Below are 12824 nucleotides of genomic sequence, written 5' to 3'. Positions count from 1 at the left end.
TTGCCTCACTTCGCACCCTCCTTCACCCACCACGTCCACAGCGGCCACGGCGCGTCCGAGTCGATCGAGAAGTAGCCCGGCTGCACGGCGGGAATGCCGAAGCGGTTCCAGTACGAGACGCGTTCCTTGTTGAGGTAGAGCTCGGGGATCTGCCAGAAGCTCCACATCACGACGCGGTCGAGCGCGCGGCAGGCGGTGCGCAGCTCGTCGCGGGTCTTGGCGTCGGCGATGGCCTGGATCAGCGCGTCGACCGCGCGGCTCTTGACGCCGCGCAGGTTGTTGCCGCCGGGCTCGTCGGCCGTGGCGCTGCCGTAGGTGGCCTTGAGGTCGCCGGCGCTGGGCAGGGTGAAGTCGCCCTCGACGATGGTGATCAGGTCGTAGTCGTAGGCTTCGAGCCGGCGGCGGTAGAGCGCGAAGTCGACCACGCGCTCTTTGAGCGTGATGCCGAGCTTGCTGAGGTTGTGCTGGAAATCGGTGTTGCGGCCGGGCTGGCTGGGTTCGAGGTATTCGATCTCGAAGGGCTGGCCTTTGGCGTTGCGCAGCACGCCATCGGGCGCGACCTTCCAGCCGGCCTGCGCCAGCAGGTCGCGCGCGCGCAGCAGGTTGGCGCGCAGTGCCTGGGCGTTGCCGTGCACCGGGGCGGTGTAGGTGCGGCCGAAGACCTGCGCGGGCAACTCGGCACGGAAGGGTTCCAGCAGCGCCAGCTCGGCGGCGGACGGCTCGCCCTGCGCCGCGAACTCGGAGTTGTTGAACAGGCTGTGCGAGCGCTGGTACTGGCCGTAGCGGTTGAGGCGCTCGAAGTCCCAGGCCATCGTCAGCGCCTCGCGCACGCGGGCGTCCTGGAACTGCGGCCGGCGCAGGTTGAAGTTCTGCGACTGCAGGCCCTGGCCCCAGGCCGTCGGCAGGCTGGCCTTGACGATGCGGCCGTCGCGCCACTTCACGCCCTGGTGCTGGCGCACCCAGGCGCGCGCGCTGTATTCCTTCATCAGGTCGAATTCGCCGGCCTTGAAGGCCTCGGCCGCCACGGCCGGGTCCGAGTACATGCGGTAGATGATGCGGTCGAAGTTGAAGTGGCCACGCCGCACGCCCTGATCCCTGGCCCAGTAGGCCGGATTGCGCTTGAACTCGATGCGGCGCGGCATGTCGACCGCGTCGATCAGGTAGGGGCCGCTGGCGATCGGGTGCTCGGTGACGATGGCGTCGAACTTCTTGCCCGCTCCCCATTTCCTGGAGAACACTGCCATGCCGCCGGCGGCAAACAGCGCGTCGATCTTGCGTTCCTTCAGCTCGAAGCGCACGGTGCGGGCGTCCAGCGCGACCACGCGGTCGATATCGGCCAGCCCGATGCGCACGCCCGGCGCGGCCTGCGCGCTGGTGAGTTGCTGGAAGCTGTGCACCACGTCGTCGGCGGTGACGACGTCGCCGTTGGAGAACTTCGCCTGGGGGTGGATGCGGAAGGTGATGGCCGACAGGTCGGGCGCCACCGCCATCTGCGCCGCCAGCAGGCCGTACAGGGTCTGCGGTTCGTCCATCGAGCGGGTGGCCAGGCTCTCGAACATGAACAGCCCGACGCCGGCCGGCGCGTTGCCCTTGATGGTGAAGGGGTTGAACTTGTCGAAGCTGCTGCGCCGGTCCGGGTTGCGCAGGTTGAGCGTGCCGGTGCGCGGCGCGGCCGGGTTGACGTAGTCGAAGTGCTGGAAGTCAGCCGGGTACTTGGGCTCGCTGAAGGCGGCGTAGGCGTGGAGCCAGGCCGGCTCCACGGGCGCGGCCCCCAGGGCGGTGCTGAAGAGGGTGAAGAGAAACAGAAGCCAGGCGCGCATGGCGGCTGATTCTAGGCAGTGGTTCCACGCGGTCTGTCCGCAGGAGAACCCGCAGGCGAGCCGGAGATCTCAAGGCGCATCGGCCGGGCTGATCTGACCGGTGGCCGCAATCAGGCGCAGTCGTGCGGCGTGCCACTCGGCAATGCTGCGGATGTGCTCCTGCTGGGCTTCGGCCAGGGTTCCCTGCGCTGACAGCAGCTCCACCAGGTCGGCCACGCCCTTGTCATAACGGCGGCGTGAACTCTGCATCGACGCCTCGGCCGCAGTGAGCAGATCGTTCGCCGTGTCGAGATTGCCCAGGGCTGACATTGCGTCCGCGTGGGCCCGCAGCACCTCCAGCGCCACCTGCTGCTGCACTTGCTGCAGGTTGGCATCGTTCTGCTCGACCTGGGCCTGGGCGCCACGCACTTTGTAGGTCCGGGCAAAGCCCTCGAACAGCGGGATCGACAGCATCAACCCCAGGTTGCCGACCTTGCTGCTGACCGAACTGAGCCCCTGGTTGGGGTAGCCGTTGGCGTAGTACGAGTAGTTCAGGTCCAGCGAGGGCAGGCCTTCGTTGCGGGTGCTGGCCACGCGGGCCCGGGCGGCTTCGAGTTGAGCCCGCGCGACGGCGATCTGGGGGTGGCGTTGCCGGGCCTCGTCGAGCCAGTGCGTCAGTGCGTCGAGCTGTTGCGCCTCGGGCGCCTCCAGGTCGCTGGGCAGCACCAGCGTGGCGGGCGCCATGTCGGCGGACCCGCCCATCAGGAATGCCAGTGTGGCGCGCGCCTTGCGCTCATCCGCCAGTGCGCGCTGTGCTGCCAGCCGGGCCCGGGCCTGGTGGGTGCGGGCTTGCAGCACATCGACCCCGGCGGCGGCGCCGCGCGATTCGCGGCGGGCGGCGGCGTCCAGGGTGTTCTGCGCCAGCGCGGCGGCCTGCTCGCGCGCGGCGCGCACGGCCTGTGTGGTGACCGCGTCGAAATAGGCCCCGACCACATCGGCCAGCAGGCGCTGGAGGGCGGCATGCCGCGAGGCGATCGCTGCGGCCAGCAGCTGGTTGGCCTGGTTCAGGCTGGACTCGCGGACACCGAAGTCGAACACGCGCCAGTTCAGCGTCACGTTCCGGGCCGTGCCGTACACCGTGTCGGCCGGCATGCCGCTGCCCGGATACAGGGTGCGGCTCTGCAGCCGGTTCAGGCTTGCGTTCAGCCGAGGCAGGTAGGCGGCGCGGGCCTCGCCCTGCGCAGCGGCCTGCAGGCGGATGGCAGCCCAGGTCGCCCGGAGCTGCACGTTGCTGCACAGCGCGGTCTGGATCGCGGCCGACAGCGTCAGCGCCTGGCGGTCACCGGCCACGTCCGCCTCGCAGGACGCCGCCGGCCGGGTGGGCGCTGGCGGATCCAGCTGCGGCACGGCCAGCGGGTTGTCGAGCCAGTCGGCGGCCGCAGCCGGTAGCGCGGCCACCACAAGGGCAGCGAGTGCCACCTGCCTCAGGCGGGTGACACGATCAGCGCTCACGCAGGCTCTCCCGGGTGTGCTGCAGCAATGGCGACAGCAGGTATTCGATGAAGCGGCGGCTGCCGGTCTTGATCTCGACGCTGCCGGTCATGCCGGGGGTGATCGGGGCCGTGCGGCCGTCGACCGGGATATCGCTGCGCGACAGGCTCACGCGCACGGCATAGACCGGCCCGCGCTTCTCGTCCTGGATCGCGTCACGCGAGACCTGCTCGATGGTGGCCGGCACGGTGCCGTACTTGGTGTATTCGAAGGTGTCGATCTTGACCTGTGCGACCTGGCCCTCGCGCACGAAGCCGATGTCGCGGTTCTCGACCCACGCCTCCATGACCACACGCGACTCGGCCGGCACGATCTGCATCAGCGGCTGGGCGGCCGGCACCACGCCGCCGACGGTGTGCACCGCCAGCTGCTGCACCGTGCCGTCCACTGGCGCGGTGAGGCGCAGCAGCTCGCCGCGCGTGCGCGACTGCTGGGCCTGCTGCTCGGCGGTATCGGCCTGGCGCTGGGCCTCGCTGCGTTGTTCCTGGGCGGACTTGCGCAGTTCCGTGCGCAGCATGACTTTCTGGTGGCGCAGGTCGGCCAGCTGGCCCTGCAGGTCCAGGCGCGCCTGCTCACGCTCCATCCAGGCGTGGCGGGAGACATCGCGGGTCTGCAGCAGCTCGGCGTAGTCCTGCGCACGCTGCTCGGCCAGTGGCAGTTCCAGGCCGATGCGCTGGATCTCGCCGTCCAGCCGCGCCAGCCGGGCGCTGTGGTCGCGCCACTGGTCCTGCAGGTGCCGCATGGCGGCTTGCCAGCGGGTGGCGTCGACCTCGGGCATGGGCGCCAGCTGCGGAGCACGGCTGGCGTCCAGCGCCGCCAGCAGCGCATCGGCACGGCCGATCTGCAGGCGTGCGCTGCCCTGCTCGCGCTCGGCGCGCTGGCGGTCGGTGTCCACCAGCCGGGGGTCCAGCTCGATCAGCAAGTCGCCCGCCCGCACCCGCTGGCCTTCCTCTACATGCAGGGCGTGCACCCGCGCGGTCTCCAGCGCCGCCAGCGTCTTGTTCTGGCCGCGCGTGCCGACCTTGCCCTGGGCCATGACGACGATATCGGCCTGGCCCAGGATCGACCAGGCCAGCAGCGCCAGCACCATCGCGATCAGCAGGCGGGCCACCCAGCGGGCGGCGGGGGACACCGGTGTCGCCTGCAGCGACAGTGCTGCCGGCAGGAACTCGGCCTCGTCGGCGCTGAAGTCCGGCGGCGTGAGCTCCTTGCGGCGCCCCCAGGCCTGCGTCCAGACCTGGCCGTAGCGGCCCAGCAGCTCGCCCCAGGCCTCCCAACGATGGCGCAGGCTCATGCGCGCTCTCCTTCACCCGGCCGGGCTGCCGCAGGCGGTGCGGTGCCCTGCTGCAGCTGGTGCAGGTGGGTGTAGATGCCGGTCGGGTTGCGCAGCAGCTCGTCGTGGCTGCCGAGTTCGACCACCTGGCCGCGCTCCATCACGACGATGCGGTGCGCCTCGCGCACGGCCGAGAGCCGGTGGGCAATGATCAGCACGGTGCGGCCCTGGCAGATGCTGCGCATGTTGTCCTGGATGACTTTTTCACTCTCGTAGTCCAGCGCGCTGGTGGCCTCGTCGAAGATCAGGATGCGCGGGTTGGTGATCAGCGCCCGGGCGATGGCGATGCGCTGGCGCTGCCCGCCCGACAGCCCGGTGCCGTGCTCGCCCACGAGGGTGTCGTAGCCCTCGGCCAGCTCGCAGATGAACTCGTGCGCACCGGCCAGCCGGGCCGCCTGCATCACCGCTTCAATCGGCGCGGCCGGCTGGGTCAGCGCGATGTTGTCGCGGATCGAGCGGTTGAAGAGCATGTTCTCCTGCAGCACCACGCCGATCTGCTGGCGCAGGCTGGTGGTGTCGATGATGGCGATGTCCTGGCCGTCGACCAGCACCCGGCCGCGGTCGGGCACGTACAGGCGCTGCACCAGCCGGGTCAGCGTGCTCTTGCCCGAGCCGGAGCGGCCGACGATGCCGATCACCTCGCCCGGCTGGATCTTCAGCGACACCTGACGCAGCACGTCGGCCGCGTCGGGCCGGTAGCGGAAGGAAACCTGGTCGAACTCGATCGCGCCCTGCAGGCGTGGCAGGCGGGTCTTCTGACCGCTGACCTCGGGGTGGGTGTTGAGGATGTCGCCCAGCCGGCTCATCGAGATGCCGACCTGCTGGAAGTCGTTCCACAGCTGGGCCAGCCGCAGGATCGGGCTTGATACCTGGCCGGCCAGCATGTTGAAGGCCACCAGCGCGCCCACGGTGAGCTGGTTGTCGATCACCAGCGTGGCGCCCACCCACATGATGGCCGCCGTCACCAGCTTGCTCACCAGCGTGACGCCGCCGCTGGCGATGGTGGCCACGTTCGTCACCGCCAGCCCGGAGGTCACGTAGGCGGCCAGCTGCTGGTCCCACTTCTGGATCCAGCGCGGCTCCACCGCCAGGGACTTGACGGTGTCGATGCCGCTGATGGTCTCGACCAGGAAGGACTGGTTCTCCGCGCCCTTGTTGAACTTGTCGTCCAGCCGGTGGCGGATCACCGGCGTGAACAGCAGCGACAGCCCGAGGTAGACGGGAATCGATGCCAGCACGATCAGCGTCAGCGTGACGCTGTACCAGAGCATCACGCCGATGAAGACGAAGGAAAACAGCAGGTCCAGCAGCACCGTCATGACGTTGCCGGTGAGGAAGCTGCGGATGTTCTCCAGCTCGCGGATGCGCGCCACCGAGTCGCCCACGCGGCGCGACTGGAAGTAGGCCAGCGGCAGGGCCAGCAGGTGGCGGAACAGCCGCGCGCCCAGCTCCACGTCGATCTTGCTGCTGGCGTGCGCGAACACCCAGGTGCGGATGCCCGAGAGCAGGGCCTCGAACACCATCGCGCAGACCAGGCCGACCGCGATGACGTTGAGCGTCTTCATGGCCTGGTTGACCAGCACCTTGTCCATCACCACCTGGAAGAACAGCGGTGTGACCAGGCCGATCAGCTGCAGCACCAGCGAGACCAGCAGGATCTCGCCCAGCAGGCGGCGGTACTTGACGATGGCGGGGATGAACCAGGTGAAGTCGAACTTCGCCATCTGGCCGCTGAAGCTGGCCTTGCTGGTGAAGAACAGCAGCTCGCCAGTCCAGCGCGCCAGCAGCTCATCGAGCGTGATGACCGAGGGCGGCTCGCCCGCGTGCTGGATCAGCACCTTGGCGCTGCCCGTGCTCGGGCCTGAGCCTGCCGCCGGGCCGGCGTCGATGCGGGCGACGATGAAGAAGCGCCCGCGGCCATCACGCGCCACCGCAGGCAGCGGCGCCGTGTTCAGGCGCCCGGGGTCCTGGCGCAGCGACCGCGCTGTCAGCCCCAGCGACCGCGCCGCCAGCAGGATCTCCTGCACGCCGAAGCGATCGCCGCCCCATTGGTGGCGCAGCTGCGGCTCGTCGGCGGCAATGCCGTGCAGCGCGGCCATCGACAACACGGCCCACAGGCCGGAATCGGGCCCGGCAGGGGACACCGGTGGGGCCGCGGCGGCGGCGGGCATGGCAGGGACGGACACGGTCGGCGGGAGCAGCAGGAGTGGCAGACAGGAGTGGCAGGTGCCAGGGGGCGGAGGATGATGCCAAATGACAAAGGCATCCAGCCCCTGACGGTGCTGGATGCCTCGCGGCCCCGCTCGGGGGGCGGTCAGGCGGCGGCAACCAGGGTGATCGGGCGGTGGTCGACCGCGCCTGCCAGCAGCGTGGTCGTGGCGGCGGCGCCGGCCGAGGTGTCCGCCGTGGCCATCGCCTGCATCAGCTGGTTGACCGAGTTCAGCGCGTACTTGCTGTCCATCACACCGGTCGGCGAGGCCTCGTTGGTGACGATGAAGTCGTTGTTGCTGGTCCAGAGCTCGGTGATGCTCATGTCGAACACGCCGTTCCAGCTGTCGCCGCCGGCGCTGCCCCAAGGGTTCTGCAGGATGAACTCGTCCTTGACCGCGTCGAAACCCAGCACCGCGAACATGTGCGAACCCACCAGGTTGGTCTTGCCGTTGTCGGCATCGACGTTGCCGACCGAGTTGCTGCCGTACATGACCACCTGGCCACTGTCGAGTGCGTTGATGACGGTGCTCTTGACCGTGGTCGACCAGGCGTCAAGGGTGTAGCGCTGCACGCTGTAGTAGTTGGAACTGCGCCCCATGATGGCCTGCAGGCCGCGCGAATCGCCGCCGTCGATGCTGTCGTAGGCGTTGGTCTCGGCCTTGTAGTGCACTTCCCATTCGACGTAGGCCTTCTCGATCAGCGAGACCCACAGCGCGCCGGAGGTGGCGTCGCCCAGACCCGAGCCGGGCAGCACGTTGCTGACGGTGACGTACAGCGGCTCGTCGTTGGGCGCGTAGAAGCGCACGCCCCAGGTGCCGTTGCCGTTGTCGGTGAACATCGACTCCAGCACCGAGGCGTAGTCGTCGGCCACACCGATCATGGCGGCCAGCAGGTAGCAGTCGCCGATGCTGCCCTGGCTGACTTCGGAGGAGAGCGGGCCGCTGGCCGAGAACAGTGGTGCGTCGTAGGCGGTGTAGGCCGACGAGCCGGTCCAGGTCGGCAGGTCGCCGCCCAGAAACCACTTGCTGACCAGCTTGGACATCTGGTCGGTCGAGCTGCCCACCGCCAGGTTGCCCAGCGCGATGCTGGTTGCCGCGCCGCCGGTCCAGCGGATGTTGGACAGGTCGCCGTTGACGACGTTGCTGGTGATCTTGTGCAGGTAGGAGTTCGTGCCCAGCGTCTGGCCGACCGCGTTCGACAGCGCCTTCAGGTCGTTCATCTGCGCCTGGTTCAGGCCGCTGCTGCCCAGGCTCGATGCCACGCCGCCCAGCACCTGCACCAGCGAGTTGTAGCTGAACAGCGATTCGCCCGAGTTGATCACCGCCTCGATCTGCGCCCGCACGCCGGCATCGGTCAGCGAGCCCAGCAGCGTGCCGAGGGCGGCGCCCGCCTTTTGCACTGCAGCAGTCTGGGTGGGCGTCAGCGCGGCCTGCTGGGCCGGCGTCAGCGAGGCGTAGACATACATCAGGTTGACGTTGCTGAGCCCGGCCAGCGCGCTGGCGCTCAGCGCCTGGACCCGGGTGCCCAGCACGTCGAGCTGGCCCGGGGTCAGGTAGTTGACCTGGGTGGCGTTGAGCGAGGCCAGCTGCTGCGAGGTGAGCGTCGCCACCTGGTCGCCCTGCAGGCTGCTGAGCTGCATCAGCGACAGCTGGCTGAAGGTCGACACCGGCAGCGCGGCGATGGCCGCGGGTGCCAGCACGCAGAGGTTGGTGCCCAGTGCGGCCAGCTGCGCGGCGTTGAAGCCCGAGGCGGCCGACGCGGACAGGGCGGCCAGCTGCGCCTGGCTCAGGCTGACGAGTTGGGCCGCGCTCAGGCCGGCGGTCTGCGTGGCGGTGAAGCCGGCGATCTGGGCGGGGGTCAGGTCATCGAGCTGGTCGATGCTCAGGCCGGCGACGGCCGCCTTGGACAGCCAGCCCAGCTGGGCGCTTTGCAAGGTGACGGTCTGCCAGTAGTCCAGCGCGGCCACTTGCGCGGCGGTCATCGCACCGATGCGGGTGGCGTCCAGCGCGGCCACGGTGGCACTCTTCATCTGCGTGATGCCCGCCGGCGGGATGGCGGCGAAGGCCTCGGGCGACAGCGCATTCAGCCAAGCCGGTGTGCGCCAGTAGAAGTTCTGCGTCATGGCCGCGACCTGGGCCGGCTGCAGCGCGCCGATGGCGGCGGTGCTGAGCGAGTCCAGGCTGAGCGAGCCGATCTGGGTGGTGGTCAGCGCCCGCACATGCGCGACGTCCAGCCCGGCGATGGTGGTGCCGGAGAGCTGGCCGATGCCGTTGGCCGGAATCGCCGCGAAAGCCTCCAGCGACAGCGCGTTCATCCAGGCGGGCGTGCGCCAGTAGAAGTTCTGCGTCATGGCCGCGACTTGGGTGGGCGACAGCGCGCCGATGGCGGCGGTGCTGAGCGAGTCCAGGCTGAGCGAGCCGATCTGGGTGGTGGTCAGCGCCTGCACATGGGCCACGTCCAGGCCGGCACAGGCGGCACTGCTGAACTTGCCCACGCTGGCGGCCGGGATGGTTGCGAACTTGTCCAGCGCGATCGCATTGAGCTGGGCGGCGCTGAAGCTGCCCCATTTGGCCGCGCTCATGCCGGTGAGCTGGGCGGTGGTCAGCGCAGCGACCGAGGCCGTGCTCAGGTTGCCGACGCTCAGCGCGTTGAGCTGGGTGGGCGTCAGGGCCTGGGTGTGGGCCACATCCAGGCCCGCGATGGTGGCGCTGGCCAGCTGGCCGATGCCCTTGGGCGTGATGGCAGCCAGGGCGGCGGGTGTCAGCGCATTGAGCCAGGCCGGCTTCATCCAGTAGAAGCTGGTGCTGATGGCGGCCACCTGGGCCGGTGCCAGCGCAGCCACCGCCGCGAGGCTGAGCGACTCGGGGTAGTACAGGCCCGCCATCTGGGTGGGGGTCAGCGCCTGGATGTGCGCCACGTCGAGCCCGGCACAGGCGGCGCTGGAGAACTTGGCAACGCTGGTGGCCGGCAGGGTCGCGAACACGCTGGGGGGCACGGCGTTGAGCCAGGCGGCGCTCATCGAGCTCCACTTGGCCGTCGGGATGGCGGCCAGTTGCGTGGCGTTCAGGGCCGCCACGGCGGTGGTGCTCAGCGACTGCGGCGAGCCCAGGCTGGCGAGTTGGGTGGCCGTGAAGGCGCTGGCATGCGCCGCGTCCAGCCCCTTGACGGCGGCGGAGGCGAACTGGGCGACGCCGGCCGCCGGGATGGCCGCGAAGGCACTGGCCGACAGGGCGTTCAGCCAGCTGGCGTTCATGTAGGTCCAGCTGATGCTGATGGACGGCATCTGCGCTGCCGTGAAGCCGCTGACGGCCGCCGGCAACAGCCAGTCCGGATGCGCCATCAGCTTGACCTGATCGATCGTCAGCGAGGTGATTTGGCTGGCCGTGGCGCTCTGGTAGTCGGACTTGGTCCAGGTGGAAAGGGTGGAGGTCGAGGCCATGGCGGTGGATCCTGATTGCGTGGGGGCGTCGCCGGATCTGCGTGATCTGGCTTGCTTCGCGTCAATTGTCAGCACCGCAACTGACAAAACCAAGACGTCTTGTCAGGAAATAGCTTCAACGCTTCCTTGAAAGTCCTGTATTTCTTGGGGGTAAACCATGGTTCTGTAAACAGATGTCACGCCCCTGGGCGTTCGTGGCGGTGTTCATGCCCATTGCAGCGAAACTGTTTCAAGGAAAAATTGATGATCGATTTGCAACAGTCCCGATGAAAGCACTCAGCGATCTTCAGTTGTTTGTCCGCGCAGCGCAGGCCGCTAGCCTGTCGGCTGCGGCCCGTACGATGGACATGACGCCGGCAGCTGCCAGCGCCGTCATCAAGCGCCTGGAGGCCGAACTGGGGGTGCCGCTGTTCGTGCGCTCGACCCGCGCCTTGCGGCTCACCCAGGAGGGCGAGCAGTTTCTGGACGACTGCCGCACCGGCCTGGATCTGCTGCTGCAGGCCAGTGAGCGCCTGTCCACCCACCAAGGCCAGGTGAGCGGCGTGGTGCAACTCTCGATGCCCTCCGACTTGGGCAACCACGTGGTGCTGCCTTGGCTCAACGAGTTCCGCCAGCGCCATCCGCGCGTCAAGCTGCGCCTGTCGGTGTCGGATCGTGTGCTCGATCTGACCCGCCATCCTGTCGATATTGCGCTGCGCTACGGTGAGCCACCTGACTCGTCCATGGTCAGCCTGTCGGTCGCCGCGAGCAATCGGCGTGCGCTCTGCGCTTCGCCTGACTACATCGCCCGGCACGGCATGCCGGCTTCCCCGCGCGAACTGCCACGGCACGACTGCCTGTGCTTCATGCTCAGCGACCGGTCCCACAACCACTGGACTTTCATGCGCGGTGCCGAGATCGTCGAGGTCGACGTGCAGGGCAGCATGCAGAGCGACAACGGCGACACGGTGCGCCGCATGGCGTTGATGGGCGAAGGGATTGTGTACAAGTCCTATCTGGACGTGGCGGCCGACTTGCGCAGCGGGCGACTGGTGCGCCTGTGTCCTGACTGGCAGGGCGAACTGGCCCCGCTCAACCTGATCAGCCCAGGCCGCCAGCACCTGCGCCCTGCCATCCGGACGCTGCACGAGTTTCTGGTCGAGCGCTTCACGGCCCTGCTGGCGACCGATGAACGCCTGGCCCAGCCCGCTGATTGCTCCGACATCTTGCTCACGACCACCGGAACGCCATGATCCACGCCGCTGCTGTCTTGTCTTCCCACCACCTGCTGACCTGGGGCCACGGCCCCCGCACGTTGGAAGTCTTTCTTGAGCCGACCTGCCCGTTCTCGGCGCGGGCCTTCGGCAAGCTCGATGAGTTGTTGGCCCGCGCGGGTGAAGACCGCCTGACCCTGCGCATCCGGCTGCTGGCCCAGCCCTGGCACTGCTTCTCGCCGACCATCGTGCGCGCGGTGCTGGCGGCCCTGACCACTGCCGGCGGCCAATCGTCGGCCAAGGCCGTGTTGGCGGCGGTCTTCAGTCACCGCGAGGCGTTCGAGCCGGCCGACCACTGCACAGGCCCGGTGCTGGACCGCTCGCCACGCGAGGTGCTGGCGCTGATCGAGCAGTACAGCGCCGTCCCGGTCGCTGCGGCCTTCGAGCACCCGGCACTCACCCAGGAGATGAAATGGCAGGCCAGATACGCCCGCCAGAACGGCATCCACGTCACGCCCACCTTCATGATTGATGGCCTGGTCGTGCCCGACATGGGCAGCGGCGACCCGGTGGACGCCTGGCTGGCCAGGCTGGGCAGTTGAGCCTGAATCCCTGCGAAAAAACTCCCGCAAGGCCGGCTCGATCAGAACTTGTAGCCCACGCCCACGCCCACCAGCGTCGGGTCGATCTTGATCGTGCCCTGGCTGACGCCGCCGCTGAGCAAGTCGGTGCGGATCTGAACCTTCTTGATGTCGAAGTTGAGTGACCACTTGCTGTCGATGGCGTAGTCGACGCCGGCTTGCAGCGACAGGCCGACGCTGTCCTTCTCGACGTCCAGCCCGGTCGGCAGGTGCACGCTGGAGAAGCGCGTGTAGTTCACGCCCGCGCCCAGATAGGGCTTGAACGGGCCGAGGTGGGTGAAGTGGTACTGCGCCGACAGCGTGGGCGGCAGGTGCTTGAGCGTGCCGACCTGGGCGCCGTCGACCGAGACGTCCTGCTTCTGCGGGTAGGTCAGCACCAGCTCGGCGGCGAAGTTGGGCGTCAGGTAGTAGGTGAAGTCGATCTCGGGGATGACCTTGCTGTTGATGGTCACGGCCACGTCGGTGCCGCCCAGCACGACCGAGTCCTTGTTGGCGGGGTCGAGGTTGACGGCGCGCAGGCGCATCACGACATCACCGGCCGATTGGGCCTGGGCCGCCGGCGCGATGGCGGCGGTGGTGGCAACGGCGGCGAGCAGGGCAAAACAAAGCTTGTTCATGGATCGGAACTCCTGTGGGTAGGGAACGGCACGGACCCCG

At 68.7% G+C, this 12824-nt stretch carries 8 protein-coding genes; 2 read left to right on the top strand and 6 right to left on the bottom strand.

Annotation, left to right across the window (positions count from 1 at the left end):
- Positions 1 to 5 precede the first annotated feature (5 nt).
- The 5 genes from AC5IG3_RS09920 to AC5IG3_RS09900 all read right to left on the bottom strand — a co-directional run bounded on the left by AC5IG3_RS09920 (position 6) and on the right by AC5IG3_RS09900 (position 10333).
- Positions 6 to 1820: an extracellular solute-binding protein gene (locus AC5IG3_RS09920; protein ID WP_491906136.1), complete on the bottom strand. Its 1815-nt coding sequence runs from the start codon at positions 1818 to 1820 to the stop codon at positions 6 to 8.
- Between the two features lie 69 nt (positions 1821 to 1889).
- On the bottom strand, positions 1890 to 3311 hold the full coding sequence (locus AC5IG3_RS09915; protein ID WP_491906135.1) for a TolC family protein: 1422 nt from the start codon (positions 3309 to 3311) through the stop codon (positions 1890 to 1892).
- Positions 3301 to 4644 (bottom strand): HlyD family type I secretion periplasmic adaptor subunit, encoded by a 1344-nt coding sequence (locus AC5IG3_RS09910; protein WP_491906134.1) that lies wholly within the window; start codon positions 4642 to 4644, stop codon positions 3301 to 3303. Before AC5IG3_RS09910 ends, AC5IG3_RS09915 begins: the two co-directional genes overlap by 11 nt.
- On the bottom strand, positions 4641 to 6854 hold the full coding sequence (locus AC5IG3_RS09905) for a type I secretion system permease/ATPase (RefSeq protein ID WP_491906133.1): 2214 nt from the start codon (positions 6852 to 6854) through the stop codon (positions 4641 to 4643). Before AC5IG3_RS09905 ends, AC5IG3_RS09910 begins: the two co-directional genes overlap by 4 nt.
- 143 nt (positions 6855 to 6997) lie before the next feature.
- Positions 6998 to 10333, bottom strand: a complete 3336-nt coding sequence (locus AC5IG3_RS09900) for a C2 family cysteine protease (RefSeq protein WP_491906132.1) — start codon at positions 10331 to 10333, stop codon at positions 6998 to 7000.
- Positions 10334 to 10599: 266 nt separating this feature from the next.
- Here AC5IG3_RS09900 and AC5IG3_RS09895 point away from each other — a divergent pair, with 266 nt between their 5' ends.
- Together AC5IG3_RS09895 and AC5IG3_RS09890 are read left to right on the top strand one after the other, a co-directional pair.
- Complete coding sequence (locus AC5IG3_RS09895; protein ID WP_491906131.1) at positions 10600 to 11565, top strand: substrate binding domain-containing protein; 966 nt, start codon at positions 10600 to 10602, stop codon at positions 11563 to 11565.
- 17 nt (positions 11566 to 11582) lie between these two features.
- The gene (locus AC5IG3_RS09890; RefSeq protein ID WP_491906130.1) at positions 11583 to 12128 is read left to right on the top strand and encodes a DsbA family protein; all 546 of its coding nucleotides are present in this window, start codon (positions 11583 to 11585) and stop codon (positions 12126 to 12128) included.
- 41 nt (positions 12129 to 12169) lie between these two features.
- On the opposite strand, the gene AC5IG3_RS09885 is transcribed toward AC5IG3_RS09890, so the two are convergent.
- Complete coding sequence (locus AC5IG3_RS09885) at positions 12170 to 12784, bottom strand: OmpW/AlkL family protein (protein ID WP_491906129.1); 615 nt, start codon at positions 12782 to 12784, stop codon at positions 12170 to 12172.
- Between the last annotated feature and the right edge of the window lie 40 nt (positions 12785 to 12824).

The organism is Leptothrix sp. (in: b-proteobacteria) (assembly GCF_965250675.1).
Classification (GTDB): domain Bacteria; phylum Pseudomonadota; class Gammaproteobacteria; order Burkholderiales; family Burkholderiaceae_C; genus Sphaerotilus.
This window is presented reverse-complemented; position numbering and strand designations above follow the sequence as displayed.